13 protein-coding genes are annotated in these 15,220 nt (G+C 72.3%); all 13 read right to left on the bottom strand.

The genetic code is table 11. The annotated features are described in order from the left end of the window. Nucleotides 1-20 precede the first annotated feature (20 nt). Nucleotides 21-887: an arginase family protein gene (locus tag KOI47_RS14035; protein ID WP_216216402.1), complete on the bottom strand. Its 867-nt coding sequence runs from the start codon at nt 885-887 to the stop codon at nt 21-23. 42 nt (nt 888-929) lie between these two features. Next, complete coding sequence (locus tag KOI47_RS14030; protein WP_216216401.1) at nt 930-3,050, bottom strand: primosomal protein N'; 2,121 nt, start codon at nt 3,048-3,050, stop codon at nt 930-932. A gap of 20 nt (nt 3,051-3,070) precedes the next feature. Next, complete coding sequence (locus tag KOI47_RS14025; protein ID WP_216216400.1) at nt 3,071-4,165, bottom strand: acyltransferase family protein; 1,095 nt, start codon at nt 4,163-4,165, stop codon at nt 3,071-3,073. A 63-nt stretch (nt 4,166-4,228) separates the two neighbouring features. After that, nucleotides 4,229-5,431 (bottom strand): methionine adenosyltransferase, encoded by a 1,203-nt coding sequence (metK, locus tag KOI47_RS14020; protein WP_216216399.1) that lies wholly within the window; start codon nt 5,429-5,431, stop codon nt 4,229-4,231. Nucleotides 5,432-5,505: 74 nt separating this feature from the next. Then, nucleotides 5,506-6,741, bottom strand: a complete 1,236-nt coding sequence (coaBC, locus tag KOI47_RS14015; RefSeq protein ID WP_216216398.1) for a bifunctional phosphopantothenoylcysteine decarboxylase/phosphopantothenate--cysteine ligase CoaBC — start codon at nt 6,739-6,741, stop codon at nt 5,506-5,508. Beyond that, on the bottom strand, nt 6,738-7,013 hold the full coding sequence (gene rpoZ, locus KOI47_RS14010; RefSeq protein WP_216216397.1) for a DNA-directed RNA polymerase subunit omega: 276 nt from the start codon (nt 7,011-7,013) through the stop codon (nt 6,738-6,740). Before rpoZ ends, coaBC begins: the two co-directional genes overlap by 4 nt. Before the next feature lie 28 nt (nt 7,014-7,041). Continuing rightward, nucleotides 7,042-7,671 (bottom strand): guanylate kinase, encoded by a 630-nt coding sequence (gene gmk / locus KOI47_RS14005; RefSeq protein ID WP_332461461.1) that lies wholly within the window; start codon nt 7,669-7,671, stop codon nt 7,042-7,044. Beyond that, the gene (gene mihF / locus KOI47_RS14000) at nt 7,668-7,985 is read right to left on the bottom strand and encodes an integration host factor, actinobacterial type (protein ID WP_005437476.1); all 318 of its coding nucleotides are present in this window, start codon (nt 7,983-7,985) and stop codon (nt 7,668-7,670) included. Before mihF ends, gmk begins: the two co-directional genes overlap by 4 nt. A 146-nt stretch (nt 7,986-8,131) precedes the next feature. After that, the gene (gene pyrF, locus KOI47_RS13995) at nt 8,132-8,941 is read right to left on the bottom strand and encodes an orotidine-5'-phosphate decarboxylase (protein WP_216216395.1); all 810 of its coding nucleotides are present in this window, start codon (nt 8,939-8,941) and stop codon (nt 8,132-8,134) included. After that, nucleotides 8,938-12,255: a carbamoyl-phosphate synthase large subunit gene (gene carB / locus KOI47_RS13990; RefSeq protein ID WP_216216394.1), complete on the bottom strand. Its 3,318-nt coding sequence runs from the start codon at nt 12,253-12,255 to the stop codon at nt 8,938-8,940. Before carB ends, pyrF begins: the two co-directional genes overlap by 4 nt. Beyond that, nucleotides 12,239-13,375, bottom strand: coding sequence for a glutamine-hydrolyzing carbamoyl-phosphate synthase small subunit (gene carA / locus KOI47_RS13985; RefSeq protein WP_216216393.1), 1,137 nt, complete (start codon nt 13,373-13,375; stop codon nt 12,239-12,241). The genes carB and carA overlap by 17 nt, the downstream gene beginning before the upstream one ends. Then, nucleotides 13,372-13,881, bottom strand: coding sequence for a PH-like domain-containing protein (locus KOI47_RS13980; RefSeq protein WP_216216392.1), 510 nt, complete (start codon nt 13,879-13,881; stop codon nt 13,372-13,374). Before KOI47_RS13980 ends, carA begins: the two co-directional genes overlap by 4 nt. Further along, complete coding sequence (locus KOI47_RS13975) at nt 13,881-15,164, bottom strand: dihydroorotase (RefSeq protein WP_216217298.1); 1,284 nt, start codon at nt 15,162-15,164, stop codon at nt 13,881-13,883. The genes KOI47_RS13980 and KOI47_RS13975 overlap by 1 nt, the downstream gene beginning before the upstream one ends. Nucleotides 15,165-15,220 lie beyond the last annotated feature (56 nt).

The following is a 15,220-nucleotide window of genomic DNA, read 5'->3' as shown; positions in this document are numbered from 1 at the left end:
GATCGCACATCCAGGCCAGTTTAGAGCCCGCCGTCTCCGGCCTTCAGCAGCGCTCCTGTCTGCTCCACCAGCGCGAGGGCGACCGGCAGCTGGCGGGCCAGCGCATCCGCGGCCGGGTCGAAGGCCGACAGCGTGGCGCCGACCACCGGGTAGGCCGCACCCACCGCCGCGACGGCTTCCCGCACCGCGGCGGCGTCGGGGCCACCCGGTACCGCGTACTGGTTGGCGGGTCCGGTCGTCTCGCTGTCGTGCACGTCGAGGTCGATGTGCAGGTGCACCCTGGTGACCGAGCGGGGCAGCGCGCGCAGCGCCGCGGCGAGGCCCGCGCCGTGCACCTCATCCGGCGGCACCAGGTGCAGCCCGCTGCGCTCGATCCGCTCCCGCTCGGCCGCGTCCAGCGCGCGGGCCCCGGCGAGCACGACCTGCCGCTCGGGCACCGGGCGGAAACCCGGCACGGTGGCGGTCAGCGGGCGCCAGCAGTCCCCGGTGAGCATGGCAAGCGCCATCCCGTCGAGGAAGCCGCTGTCGCTGGTCTCCGGGGTGTTGAAGTCGCCGTGGGCGTCGAACCAGACCACGCCGAGGTCGTCGGCAGGACCGGTCAGGCCGGCGACGGCGCCGACCGTGGTGTTGCAGTTGCCCGCGAGCACCAGTGGCGCGCGGCCCGCCGCGGCATTCGCCCGGACCCGCTCGGACACCGACCGCTGCAGCAGGACCGCCGAGCGGATCTCACCGGCGAACGGTTCCTCCACCTCGATCGTGTGCTGCCCCGCAGCCGGTCCGAGCCGGTCCAGCGCGCCCCGCTCGATCAGCTGCCCTGGACCGGCACCCATCCGCTCACCGCGCCGCCCCGAATCGTAGGGCACCGCGAGCAGGTCGATTCCGTGCATCGCCGGAGTCTGCCCGCGACGGCGCGGCCGGGCAACGGAAAATCAGATCAGCTCGAGCGGGTCCAGCTGCATCCGCACCGGCTCGGGATCCTTGCGCGCGCTGCGCAGGGCGGCGGCCGCGTGCACGGCGGCGGCGAGGGCGTTGCCGTCCTGCCGGGGCACCCGCACCAGCGCGCGTTCCCGCTCGGTGCGGCCCTCCGCATCCGGTTCCCCGAGCGGGACCGGCCCGAGCAGCTCGGCCGAGGTGGGCAGGCTGATCTCCGCCAGCAGGCTGGCCAGTGCGTCCGGTGAACCCTCCAGCCCGGCCATCCGCACGGCGGGCGGGAACCCGAGCTCGGTGCGCTCGGCCAGCTCGCGCTCGGCATGCCAGCCGGGGTCCCACCGCACCAGCGCCTGCACCGGGGTCAGCGCGGCGTCCGCGCCGACCACCACCCTGCCGCCGCGGGTGCCCCGGCGCACCAATGCGGCCGCGGTCATCCACCTGCGCAGGGTCTCCTCGGCGGCGCGCAGGTCCTGCCTGCCCAGCAGGGCCCAGCCGTCCAGCAGCAAGGCCGCGCCGTAGCCGCCATCGGCCACCGGCTCGGCGCCAGGGGTACACACCACCAGCGCGGCTTCGGCGTCCACGGTGGACAGCACCTCGCTGGCTCCCGAGGTACGCACGGGGACCCCGGGAAACGCCCTGCCGAGCTCCTCGGCGGTGCGCTTCGCGCCGACCACCACCGCCCGCAGCCTGCCGGAACCGCAGGTGGCGCACCGGAAACTCGAGTCCGGCACCCCGCACCACCGGCAGCTCGGCCTGCCGGGCGCCGAGCCGCCGGATTCAGCGGGGCCGGTGGGGCCGGTGCTGCCGGCCGGCAGCATCAGCGGCCCGGCGCACCGGCGGCACCGGGCGGGACTACGGCACCTGCCGCAGGCCAGCCCGGGAACATAGCCGCGGCGCGGCACCTGCACCAGCACCGGGGCCTGCGCGGCCAGCGCCGAACGAGCCGCCTCGAACGCCACCGCGGGCAACCGGGCGGCCCGCGCGGCCTGGTCCCGCGCCAGGTCGAAGTCCTCGCCGAAGGGGGTCACCCTCGGCATCTCGGCCCGCACCCGCTCCCGGTCGGCGACCACCGGATGCGCCCAGCCCGACTCCAGTAGCAGCTGTGCCTCCGCGGTGCGGGCGAACCCCGCCACCAGCAACGAGGCGCCCTCGGTGTGCGCGCGCAGCATCAGCACGTCCCGCACGTGCGGGTACGGCATATGCGGATCGACGTGCAGGTCGTCCCCGTCGTCCCAGACCACGAAGAGGCCGGGGTCGAGCACCGGCGCGAACATGGCCGCCCTGGTCCCGACCACCACCCGGACGCGGCCGCGCAGCACGGCCAGCCAGCGCCGGTAGCGCTCGGCGGGACCAAGGTCGGCGGAGAGGGCGACCACCGCCCGCTCGCCGACCAGCCCGGCGCAGGCTGCGTGCAGCCTGGCCAGATCGCGGTGATCGGGCACAACCAGCAGCGCGCCACGCCCGGTGGCGGCCACGGTGGCGGCCAGCTCGGCCAGCCTGCCGGGCCAGTCCTCCCCCGGCAGGGCCTGCCAGACGGCGTGCGCCGCCCGCCCGGCACCCAGCGCCTCGGCCAGTACCGGGCCGCGCGGATACCGCTGCCATCCGGTCCCGGCAGGTCGCGGCGGGGCCTGCGCCTGCTCCGATGCCGGTTCGCCCTCGGCCTTGGCATGCCGGGGCGGGATCGCAAGGCGCAGCACGTCGATCAGGGTCCCGCCGTAGCGCTGGGCTACCGCCCGGCACAGCGCGGCCAGCCGTGGCGGCAGCACCGGTTCACTGGAGGTCACCCGCTCCAGGAAGGCCAGGGTGCCGGTGTGCTCGGTCTCGGTGCCGCGTTCCACCAGGAACCCGTCCACGAGCTGCCCGGCGAACCGGACCCGCACCCGGCATCCCGGCACAGCGGCCTCGTCCAGCTCCCGCGGTACCTGGTAGTCGAAGGTGCGGTCCAGATGCGCCAGGGGCACGTCCACGACCACCCTGGCCACCGGATCGGTCTCGGCGGGCTGCCGCTGCCCCTTGCGGCCGCCCCCGCGCCTGCGCTCCGCCGCGGGCTTGCGCGGCGGGGCCGGCTTCGGCGCGGGACTCGGCAGGTCCCACAGCGGGGTCGGTTCGGGGCTGGTCACGCCCCTTCTCTACCAGACGGTCAGGACGGGGTGGCCAGTCGCCGGGTGAGCAGCCGGAAGGCCGGCCGCTCCACCCAGACCGTCAGCGCCCAGCCGAGCAGCACCGCGCAGGCCGCGAACGCGGGCACCCACGTCCACCAGTCCAGCCCGAGCTCGGCCATCCGCAGTGCGAGGATGGTGCCGATCGTGTAGTGCATCAGGTAGACGCCGTAGGAGATGCCTGCCAGCCACTGCAGGGGCCGCGCGAGGCGGGTGAGCCAGGGCAGCTGCCAGTCCGGGCGGTAGGCCGCGACGCAGATCAGCACCAGCCCGACGGTGAAGGCCTGCACCGAGTCCCCGTTGGGCGGGTGCCAGGCGTGCGCCACCAGGATCACACCGAGCATGCAGAACAGCTGGGCGAAGCTCATCCGGCCCCGGGACCAGCGGTAGATGACCACCCCGGCGATCACCAGGTGCGAGCGGTTCAGCCCGCTGCCGTCCATCACCACGCTCAACCACTGCGGCGGGGTGTCCCCCGGCGCCATCGCCAGCCCGCGCACAACCAGTGGAACCAGCAGCACCGCCCACAGCACGCCGGTGGCGGCCCTGCCCCTGATCCTGCCGCGAAACGCCAGTACCGCGATCGCGGTGAACGCGCTGACCTGCACCGGCACCGTCCAGTGCGCGAGGTCGATGTACTGCACCTGCGGGATCCACAGGTGCATCAGGGTCAGGTTGCCGATCAGGTCACCGAGGCTGGGTTGCGGGTAGCCGGCGGGGGCGGCCAACCGGGTGACAACGAAAATCACCAGTACGGCGACGAGGAATGCGGGCAGTAACCGGGCAACCCTGCGCACCCACCACCGCAGCGGGGTCTGCTTCCCGATCGTCATGGCGGCGAAGTAGCCGGAGACGACGATCAGCACCGCGGCGCCGAACGGGAAGTCCATCCGCAGCGGGGCCGGCAGCGGGTCGAGCCCATCCAGGCTGACCGGCGCCAGGAAGGTGGCGTGGAAGGCCAGTACCGCCCCGATGCCGAGCACCCGGATCGCGTCCCAGCTGAGGTACCGCGTGGTGACCTTCCGGGCGTTTTCGGTGCGCACCTCGGGGACGGCGAGTTCGGGAACGGCTGCCACGAAGCCGGGACATTAGCAACAAATCGCCCATCCCCTGATGGAGTGTGACGCAGACTACTGTCTTTAGTTGCCGATGACGGAACGGAGTGCGGCTGCCCGGTCGGTGCGCTCCCATGGCAGATCCAGCTCCGGCCTGCCGAAATGGCCGTAGGAGGCGGTCTGGGCGTAGATCGGGCGCAGCAGGTCCAGGTCCCGGATGAGCGCAGCCAGGCGCAGGTCGAACACCTCGGTGATGGCGGACTGGATCCGCGCCGGGTCCACGGTCTCGGTGCCGAAGGTCTCCACGAACAGCCCGACCGGGGACGCCTTGCCGATCGCGTAGGCCACCTGCACCTCGATCCGCGCGGCCAGGCCCGCCGCGACCACGTTCTTCGCCACCCAGCGCATGGCGTAGGTGGCCGAGCGGTCCACCTTCGAGGGGTCCTTGCCGGAGAAGGCGCCGCCGCCGTGCCGGGCCATCCCGCCGTAGGTGTCCACGATGATCTTGCGTCCGGTCAGCCCGGCGTCGCCCATCGGGCCGCCGATCACGAACCGGCCGGTCGGGTTGACCAGCAGCCGGGTGTCGGCCAGGTCCCAGCCGAGGTCCCGCACCACCGGGCCGACCACCTGCTCGCGCACGTCCGCCCCGAGCACGGTGTCCAGGTCGATGCCCTCGGCGTGCTGGGTGGAGACCACCACGGTGTCCAGCCGCGCGGGCCGCTCCCCCGCGTACTCGATGGTCACCTGGGTCTTGCCGTCCGGGCGCAGGTACGGCAGCGCCCCGTCCTTGCGCACCGCGGCCAGCCGCCTGGACAGCCGGTGCGCCAGCGCGATCGGCAGCGGCAGCAGCTCCGGGGTGTCGGAACAGGCATAGCCGAACATCAGCCCCTGGTCGCCTGCGCCCTGCTTGTCGATCTCGTCGAGTGCATTCTCCAGGCGTGACTCGTACGCGGTGTCCACGCCCTGCGCGATATCCGGGGACTGCGCGCCGATGGCCACGTTGACCCCGCAGGAGTTGCCGTCGAAGCCCTTCGCCGAGGAGTCGTAGCCGATCTCCAGGATCTTGTCCCGCACGATCGCCGGGATGTCCGCGTAGGCCTCGGTGGTCACCTCGCCCGCGACATGCACCTGGCCGGTGGTGATCATGGTTTCCACCGCGACCCTGCTGCGCGGGTCCTTGGCCAGCAGCGCGTCCAGTATCGCGTCGCTGATCGCGTCGCAGATCTTGTCCGGGTGGCCCTCGGTCACCGACTCCGACGTGAACAACCTGCGGTTCGACGCGCTCACGAGACTCGTCACTTCCCTCGCTGGTCCGGCTGGGTGATGCTGCCGAAAGCCTACCGAGATTCGGTGCGCGCTGGTCAGTTCCGCCGCAGGCGCGCCACCGCGTCCCACATGGCGGCCGCGAGTTGCGCCTTGCTGCCGAGGGGGATGGGGCGCTCGTCCCCGTCCGCGGACAGCAGCCAGCCCGCGTTCTCCTCGACCTCGAACGCCCTGCCCTGGCCAACCGCGTTGACCACCAGCAGGTCGCTGCCCTTGCGCTTGAACTTGACCCTGGCGTGGTCCAGTACCCCGCCCCGCTCGTCCCCGGTCTCCGCGGCGAAGCCGACGATGGTCTGGCCCGCGCGCCGCCCGGCGACCAGCTCGGCCAGGATGTCCGGGTTGCGGGCGAGGGTGACGGCCGGATCCGGCTCGCCCTCGCGCTTCTTGATCTTGTGCTCGGCCGGCCGGTCCGGCCGGAAGTCGGCCACGGCGGCGGCCATCACCACGACATCGGCCTGCTCGGCGGCCTGGTGCATGGCGGTGCGCAGTTCCTCGGCGGTGGACACCGCGACCACCCGCGCCCCCGCGGGGTCGGGCAGGGCCACCGTATGCGCGGCCACCAGGGTTACCTCCGCACCGCGCTGCGCCGCCACCCTGGCCAGCGCGTAGCCCTGCTTGCCCGAGGACCGGTTGCCGAGATAGCGGACCGGGTCCAGTGGCTCCCGGGTGCCACCCGCGGAGACCACGACACGCAGGCCCTCCAGGTCCCTTGGCAGGGCGGCGGGCTCGGCCAGCAGCAGCCGGGCCAGGTCCACGATCTCCCGCGGGTCGGCGAGCCTGCCCTTGCCGGTGTCCACACCGGTCAGCCTGCCCGCGTCCGGTTCGGCGACCACCAGGCCGCGGGAGCGGAGCAGGGCCACGTTGTCCCTGGTCGCCGGGTGTTCCCACATCTCGGTGTGCATGGCGGGGAAGAACGCGACCGGGCAGCGGGCGGTGAGCAGGGTGTTGGTCAGCAGGTCGTCGGCGAGGCCGTGCGCCGCCCTGGCCAGCAGGTCGGCCGTCGCCGGCACGACCAGCACCAGGTCGGCCTCCTTGCCGACCCGCACGTGCTGCACCTCGGGGACCTCGGTGAACACCCCGGTGTGCACGGAATGCCCGGACAGTGCCTCGAAGGTGGCGGCGCCGACGAACCGCAGTGCCGACTCCGTGGGCACGACCCGGACGTCGTGGCCCGACTCGGTCAGGCCACGCAGCACCTCACAGGCCTTGTAGGCGGCGATCCCGCCGCCTACGCCGAGGACGACGCGAGGTTTGCCGGAATCCGGCTCGGTCACTCGCCCTCGGTGTGCTCGAGCAGCCCGGCGTGGATCTCGCGCAGCGCGATGGACAGCGGCTTCTCCCGCGGCCCCGGCTCCACCAGCGGCCCGACGTACTCCAGCAGCCCCTCACCGAGCTGCGCGTAGTAGTCGTTGATCTGGCGCGCCCGCTTGGCCGAGTAGATCACCAGGGCGTACTTGGAGCTGACCTTGTCCAGCAGGTCGTCGATCGGCGGGTTGGTGATGCCCTCCAACGCCTCGCCCTGGGTACCCAGCGTAATCGCGGTCACTCGCACAACTCCTGAACAGTCAGAACGGTCAACGGGAAGACTCGGCGTCTTCGCCGGTCATCAAGTCTAGCAACTCCCGTGCGGCGGCCCGCACGTCGGCGTTCACCACGGTGGCGTCGAACTCCCCCGCGGCGGCCAGCTCGCGCTCCGCCTCGGCGAGCCGGGCCTGCACCGCCTCGTCCTGCTCGGTTCCCCTGCCGGTCAGCCTGCCGACCAGCTCGCCCCAGGACGGCGGCACCAGCATCACCAGCCGGGAGTCCGGCATGGCGGCGCGCACCTGGCGGGCGCCCTGTAGCTCGATCTCCAGCACCGCGGGGCGCCCGGCCCGCAGCGCCTCCTCCACCGGGGTCCGCGGGGTGCCGTAGCAGTTGCCCGCGAACTCGGCGTGTTCCAGCAGCTCGCCGCGGGCGATGAGGTCCTGGAACCCTTCCCGGTCGACGAAGTGGTAGTGCTGCCCGTCCACCTCGCCGGGGCGGGGCGGGCGGGTGGTCACCGAGACGCTGAAGTAGATCTCCGGGTTCAGCCGGCGCAGCTCGCCCACCACGCTGGACTTGCCGACGCCGGAGGGGCCCGACACAACGGTGAGCCGGTGCCGGGACTGCTTCCCGGACACCGGCTCACCCTGGGGCCCGTGGGCGCCGATTCGTGCGTCGCTCACTCGCCGCTGAACTCGGCGAGCAGCGCCTTCCGCTGCCGGTCGCCGAGGCCGCGCAGGCGGCGGCTGGTGGCGATCTCGAGACGCTCCATGGTCTGCTGCGCGCGCACCTTGCCGACGCCGGGAAGGGCCTCGAGCAGGGCAGACACCTTCATCTTGCCGAGGACCTCGTCCTCATCGGCCTGCTTGAGGACATCGGCAAGGGTCGTGCCGCCCCGCTTGAGTCGCTCCTTGAGCTCGGCGCGGGCGCGACGGGCGGCAGCGGCCTTCTCCAGCGCCGCAGCACGCTGTTCCTCGGTGAGCTGGGGAAGTGCCACGTTTTCCTCCGGTAGTACTCAAATTCTGGGTGGGTGTCGCGACCGTACCGATCCCTGCGTACGGGCCACAATGCGGGGTGGCCGGTCAGCGCCGAACAGACAGCCTGCTATTGCGGCCGGACGAGCGGAATCCGCCATCCGGCTGCTTAAGTTTCCAAAATCCCTTGCGTACGCCGTACGGCGTCACGGAGCGCGACCGGATCCGGGCCGTGCCGCAGGATCTCCCTGGACGAGGCGGGCAGCACCCCTGGCAGCCCGGGGCCGAAGACCCGGCGCAGGTCGGCCACGGTGGCGCCCTGGGCGCCGAAACCGGGAGCCAGGACAGGACCTCCCAGCCCGCCGAGGTCCAGCTCGGCTGGATCCACCGTGGCCCCCACGACCACGCCCACATCGCCGAGCGGGGCGGCACCGGCATTGCGCTCCGCGGCGGCGTCCACGATCGACTGCGCCACCGTGCGGCCGTCCGCCAGCCGCGCGGTCTGCACCGCCGCCCCTTCCGGGTTGGAGGTGCGGGCCAGCACGAACACGCCCTTACCGGCCTCCAGCGCCGGCGTGAGCGCCCCGAAGCCGAGGTAGGGCGACACCGTGACCGCATCGGCCCCCAGCGTCCCCTCGGCGAGGTAGGCCGCCGCGTAGGCCGCCATGGTGGAGCCGATGTCGCCGCGTTTCACGTCCAGCAGGACCAGCGCACCGGCCTGCCGTGCCAGTGCCACGACCCGCTCCAGCACCGCGATCCCGGCCGAGCCGTACGCCTCGAAGAACGCCGACTGCGGTTTGACCACCGCGACCCGCTCGGCCAGCACCTCGGTGGCGGTGAGCGCGAACCGCTCCAGGCCGCTCGCGTCCGCAGGCAGGCCCCAGTCCGCCAGCAGGCCGGGATGCGGGTCCACCCCGGCGCACAGCGGCCCGCGGGCGGCCACCGCCGCGGCCAGCCGCTGCCCGAACCGCTCGCTCATGCCCGGGTGGCCCGCAGCGCGGACTGCAGCTGTTGCAGCGAGCGCACGCCGATATCGCCCCTGATCAGCTCCTCGATGCCGTGCACGGCCGCCGCGGCGCCCTGGATGGTGGTGACGCAGGGGATGTCCCTCGACACCGCCGCGGTGCGGATCTCGTAGCCGTCCACCCGGGGTCCGCTGTTGCCATAGGGCGTGTTGATGACCATGTCGACCTTGCCCGCCAGGATGAGCTCCACGATGTTCGGCTCGCCCTCGGCGCTGCCCTCGTAGTGCTTGCGCACGGTCGCGCAGGCGATCCCGTTGCGCCGCAGCACCTCGGCGGTGCCGGAGGTGGCCAGCACCTCGAACCCGAGGTCGGCCAGTCGCTTCACCGGGAAGATCAGCGAGCGCTTGTCCCGGTTGGCGACCGAGACGAACACCGTGCCGCTCCTCGGCAGCAGGCCGTAGGCCCCGGCCTGCGACTTGGCGTAGGCCTTGCCGAAGGAGACGTCCACCCCCATCACCTCGCCGGTGGACTTCATCTCCGGGCCGAGCAGCGAGTCCACCCCGTGTCCCTCGGGGGTGCGGAACCGGTGGAAGGGCAGCACGGCCTCCTTCACCGACACCGGGGAGTCCGCTGGCAGCATCCCCCCATCCCCCTCGGCAGGCAGGATCCCGGCCGCGCGCAGCTCCCGGATGGACGAGCCGGTCATGATCAGCGAGGCGGCCTTGGCCAGCGGCACGGCGGTGGCCTTGGAGACGAACGGGACCGTGCGCGAGGCCCGTGGGTTGGCCTCCAGCACGTAGATCACGTCGTCCTTGAGGGCGTACTGGACGTTCAGCAGCCCGCGCACCCCGACCCCCTCGGCGATCGCCTCGGTGGAGCGGCGCACGGCCTCGAGGTCGGTCTGCCCGAGGGTGATCGGCGGCAGGGCGCAGGATGAGTCCCCGGAATGGATCCCGGCCTCCTCGATGTGCTCCATCACGCCGCCGAGGTAGAGCTGCTCCCCGTCGTAGAGGGCGTCCACGTCGATCTCGATCGCATCGTCGAGGAAGCGGTCCACCAGCACCGGGTGCTCCGGGGACACCGCGGTCGCGCGCTGGATGTAGCCCTCCAGATGGGCCTCGTCGTAGACGATCTCCATGCCGCGCCCGCCGAGCACGTAGGAGGGACGGACCAGCACCGGGTAACCGATCTCGTCGGCGATCCGCTTGGCGCCATCGAACGAGGTCGCGGTGCCGTACTTGGGCGCGGGCAGGCCGGCGTTCACCAGCACCGTGCCGAAGGCGCCGCGTTCCTCGGCGAGGTGGATGGCCTCTGGCGGGGTGCCCACGATCGGCACCCCGGCGTCGGCCAGCCGCTGGGCCAGCCCGAGCGGGGTCTGGCCGCCCAGCTGGACGATCACCCCGGCGACCGTGCCGGATGCCTGCTCGGCATGCACGACCTCCAGCACGTCCTCGAAGGTCAGCGGCTCGAAGTAGAGCCGGTCGGAGGTGTCGTAGTCGGTGGAGACGGTCTCCGGGTTGCAGTTGACCATCACCGTCTCGAACCCGGCCTCGCGCAGCGCGATCGCCGCGTGCACGCAGGAGTAGTCGAACTCGATGCCCTGGCCGATCCGGTTCGGCCCGGAGCCGAGGATCAGCACCTTCGGCCGCTCCCGCTGCGGGGCGACCTCGGACTCGGCGGCTGGATCGGCCTCATAGGCCGAGTAGTGGTACGGGGTGCGCGCGGCGAACTCGGCCGCGCAGGTGTCCACGGTCTTGAAAACCGGCCGCACGCCGAGCCGGTGCCGCAGCGCCCGTACCCCGTCCTCGCCTGCCAGCTCGGGGCGCAGCGCCGCCAGCTGGCGGTCGGAAAGCCCGGTGCGCTTGGCCCTGCGCAGCAGCTCGGCGTCCAGCACCGGAGCCGCGCGCACCTGCTCGCCGATCTCGCCGATCAGTCCGATCTGGTCGATGAACCAGGGGTCGATCCCGCTGGCGGCATGCACCTGCGCCACGGTGGCGCCCAGCCGCAGCGCCCGTTCCACCGCGTACAGCCTGCCCTCCCGGGGCGTGCGCAGTTCGTCCAGTGTGGACTCACAGGTGACGCCGGCGGGATCGGGTGCGGTCCAGAACCCGGTCGCCTTGGTCTCGATCGAGCGCATCGCCTTGCCAAGCGCCTCGGCGAAGCTGCGGCCCATCGACATCGCCTCGCCGACGCTCTTCATCGTCGTGGTCAGCGTCGGGTCCGCGCCGGGAAACTTCTCGAAGGCGAACCGCGGAACCTTGACCACCACGTAGTCCAGGGTCGGCTCGAAGGAGGCCGGGGTCTCGCCGGTGATGTCGTTACGGATCTCGTCCAGGGTGTAGCCGATGGCCAGCTTCGCGGCGATCTTGGCGATCGGGAAGCCGGTGGCCTTGGAGGCCAGTGCCGAGGACCGGGAGACCCGCGGGTTCATCTCGATCACGACCATCCGGCCGTCGGCCGGGTTGATCGCGAACTGGATGTTGCAGCCGCCGGTGTCCACGCCGACCTCACGCAGCACCGCGATCCCCACATCGCGCATGTGCTGGTACTCGCGGTCGGTCAGGGTCATCGCGGGCGCCACGGTCACCGAGTCGCCGGTGTGCACCCCCATGGCGTCCACGTTCTCGATCGAGCAGACCACCACCACGTTGTCCTGCCGGTCGCGCATCAGCTCGAGCTCGTACTCCTTCCAGCCGAGCACGCTCTCCTCGATCAGCACCTCGGTCACCGGGCTCTCCTCCAGCCCGAGCGAGGCCATCCGCTCCAGTTCCGCTTCGGTGTGCGCCATCCCGGAACCGAGCCCGCCCATGGTGAAGGAGGGCCGGATCACCACCGGCAGCCCGACCTCGGCCACGGTCGCGCGCACCTCGTCCATCGAGTGGCAGACGGCGCTGCGCGGCACCCCGGCACCGACCGTGCGCACGATGTCCTTGAACTTCTGCCGGTCCTCGCCGCGCTGGATGGCTTCGACGTCCGCGCCGATCAGCTCCACGCCGTACTTCTCGAGCACCCCCTGCTCGTGCAGGGTCACCGCGGCGTTCAGTGCGGTCTGCCCGCCCAGCGTGGCCAGCAGCGCGTCCGGCCGCTCGGTGGCGATCACCTTCTCCACGAACTCCGGGGTGACCGGCTCCACGTAGGTGGCGTCGGCGAACTCGGGGTCGGTCATGATCGTCGCCGGGTTGGAGTTGACCAGGCTCACCCGCAGGCCCTCGGCCCGCAGCACCCGGCAGGCCTGGGTGCCCGAGTAGTCGAACTCGGCGGCCTGGCCGATCACGATCGGGCCGGACCCGATGACGAGCACGTGCTCGATATCAGTCCTTTTTGGCATTGGCGGCCTCCAGCAGACTCACGAACTCGTCGAAAAGGGGCTCGGCGTCGTGCGGCCCCGCGGCGGCCTCCGGGTGGTACTGCACGGAGAACGCGGGCACCTCGGCGCAGCGCAGGCCCTCCACCGTGCCGTCGTTGGGGCAGTAGTGGCTGATCGTGGCGGTACCGAACGGCGAATCGAACCGCTGCCCGGCCTCGCCCTCCAGGGCGAACCCGTGGTTCTGCGCGGTGATCGCCACCCGGCCGGTGGCCACGTCGATCACCGGGATGTTGATCCCCCGGTGGCCGTAGCGCATCTTGTAGGTGCCCAGTCCCAGCGCGCGGCCGAGGATCTGGTTGCCGAAGCAGATGCCGAACAGCGGCAGCCGCCGCTGCAGCACCTCCCTGGTGAGCGCGATGGCGTGGGTCTGGGTCTCCGGGTCCCCTGGTCCGTTGGAGAGGAACACCCCGTCCGGCTGCACCGCCAGCAGATCGTCCAGGCCCGAGGTCATCGGCAGCACGTGCACCTCGATGCCCCGGCTGGTCAGCAACCGGGGGGTGTTGGACTTGATGCCGAGGTCCAGCGCGGCCACCCGGAACCGCCGCTGCCCCTGCGCGGGCACCACGTAGGGCTGCGGGGTGCTCACCTCGCCCGCCAGGTCGGCCCCCTTCATCGAAGGGCTCTCCCGCACCGCCGCGGCCATCTCCTCGTCCGAGCCGAGTGCCTGCCCGGAGAACACCCCCGCGCGCATCGCGCCGTGCTCGCGAATATGCCTGGTCAGGGTGCGGGTGTCCACCTCGGCGATCCCCACGACGCCCTGCGCGCGCAGTTCCTCGTCCAGGGTGCGCCTGCTGCGCCAGTTGGACGGCGTGCGCGCCGGGTCACGCACCACGTAGCCGGACACCCAGATCCGGTCCGACTCGTCGTCCTCGTCGTTCCACCCGGTGTTGCCGATCTGCGGAGCGGTCTGCACCACGATCTGCCGGTGGTAGGAGGGGTCGGTGAGGGTCTCCTGGTACCCGGTCATCCCGGTGCAGAACACGACCTCGCCGAGGGTGCGGCCCTGCGCGCCGTATGCGGCGCCGCGGAACACCCTGCCGTCCTCCAGCGCCAGCGCCGCGGGCACCCGTGTCGCCGTCATTCCTGTGTTCCTTTCTCGACAGTGTCCGCGCCCAGCGCGTCGATCCACTGTGGATAGCTGTCGGTGTCCTCCCCGCGGAACCCGGTGTCGATATCGGTGCCCGCCAGCCGCCAGGTGATCACCAGCAGGCTGTCGGTGCCCATCACCTTGCCCGCCATCCCCCTGGCGACCGTGGCCGCCAGCACCGACTCCCTGGGAATCCAGAACGCGGGCGCGCCCTCGCGCAGCACCTCGATCCCGCCGGGGTACAGCCGCAGGGCCGCCGTGCTGCGCACGCCCGCGCCCCTGGTCACGATCCGCTGCTGCCAGTGGCCCGCCCTGGTCGAGCAGACGTAGACCCCCCGCGCCGCAGGCAGCACCGGGGTTCCCGGCTCGGCCGGCACCTCGGGGAACGGCGCGAACTCGACGCTCTGCGTGCGGGCCTGGCGGCGCCAGCCGCGCCACATGCCGAGCAGGCACAGTGCGAAGAAGGCCACGACCAGCAGGGTCAGCAGCAACCGCTCCATCAGATGATCCTCCCCGCCCTGGCGGTGATCCGCCCGCGCAGCAGCGTCGCGGTCACCGCGGCAGGCAACCGCATGTCCTCGTAGGGGGTGTTGGCGGCGAGGCTTGCCAGCTCGGCGCCGCGCACCGTCCATTCGGCCGCCGGGTCCACCAGCACCAGGTTCGCAGGCTCGCCTGCCTCGATCGGCCTGCCCTGGTCCGGCAGGCCTGCGATCTCGGCAGGCCGTTCGCTCATCACCCTGGCGAGGCCGCGCCAGTCCAGCAGCCCGGGCTCGACCATGGTGCGCACCACGATCGACAGCGCGGTCTGCAGGCCGAGCATGCCCGGCTTGGCCGCAGCCCACTCGCAGTCCTTGTCCTGCGCGGCGTGCGGGGCGTGGTCGGTGGCCACGCAGTCGAGCACGCCCTCGGCCAGCGCGGTGCGCATCCGCCGCACATCGGCGTCGGTACGCAGCGGCGGGTTGACCTTGTTGACCGGGTCGTAGGTGGCCAGCCGCTCGTCGGTGAGCAACAGGTGGTGCGGGGTGACCTCGGCGGACAGTCTGCCGTCCGCGCGCGGCCTGGCCCATTCCAGCACGTCCACGGTGCCCGCGCTGGAGACATGACACACGTGCAGGCGCGCCATGGCGCGCTCGGCGAGCAGGCAGTCCCTGGCCACGATCGCCTCCTCGGCGGAGGCAGGCCAGCCGGTGTAGCCCAGCCGGGCCGCGCGCTCGCCCTCGTGCGCCTGCGCGCCGACGGTGAGCGCGGGCTCCTCGGCGTGCTGGGCGATCACCGCGTTCAGCGCGGTGGAGTACTCCAGCGCCCTGCGCATGATCAGCGGGTCGGCCACGCAGTGCCCGTCGTCGGAGAACATCCGCACCCCGGCCGCCGAGCCCGCCATGGTGCCCAGTTCGGCCAGCTTCTCCCCGGCCAGCCCGACCGTCACCGCGCCCACCGGGTGCACGTCCACCAGCCCGACCTCCCGGCCGCGCCGCCACACGTGCTCCACGATCACCTGGTTGTCCGCAACCGGGCTGGTGTTGGCCATGGCGAACACCGCGGTGAAGCCACCGAGGGCGGCCGCGGCCGAGCCGGTGGCGATGGTCTCGGCGTCCTCCCTGCCCGGTTCCCGCAGGTGGGTGTGCAGGTCGACGAGCCCGGGCAGCAGCACCTGGCCCGCCGCGTCCAGCACCTCGGCCCCCGCGGGCGGGTCCGGGGCACCGATCTCCGCAATCACCCCGTCCGCGATCAGCAGGTCGACCGGCTCGCCCTCGCCGTAGGGCCGCGCCCCCTTGATCAGCACCGGTGCCCTGAACGTGGCGTTCGAGACGTCAGATGTCTCAAATGTGCCGTTCGCGA

The sequence above is a fragment of the Amycolatopsis aidingensis genome (assembly GCF_018885265.1).
GTDB lineage: Bacteria > Actinomycetota > Actinomycetes > Mycobacteriales > Pseudonocardiaceae > Amycolatopsis > Amycolatopsis aidingensis.
The sequence above is the reverse complement of the archived record's forward strand: the minus strand, read 5'-3'. Positions and strand labels throughout refer to the sequence as shown.

Bases quoted from the DNA above. Each gene is read 5' to 3' on its own strand.
- KOI47_RS14035 (WP_216216402.1), bottom strand. From the start codon at position 887: ATGCACGGAATCGACCTGCTCGCGGTGCCCTACGATTCGGGGCGGCGC.
- pyrF (WP_216216395.1), bottom strand. From the start codon at position 8,941: ATGAGCGAGCGGTTCGGGCAGCGGCTGGCCGCGGCGGTGGCCGCCCGC.
- carB (WP_216216394.1), bottom strand. From the start codon at position 12,255: ATGCCAAAAAGGACTGATATCGAGCACGTGCTCGTCATCGGGTCCGGC.
- carA (WP_216216393.1), bottom strand. From the start codon at position 13,375: ATGACGGCGACACGGGTGCCCGCGGCGCTGGCGCTGGAGGACGGCAGG.
- KOI47_RS13980 (WP_216216392.1), bottom strand. From the start codon at position 13,881: ATGGAGCGGTTGCTGCTGACCCTGCTGGTCGTGGCCTTCTTCGCACTG.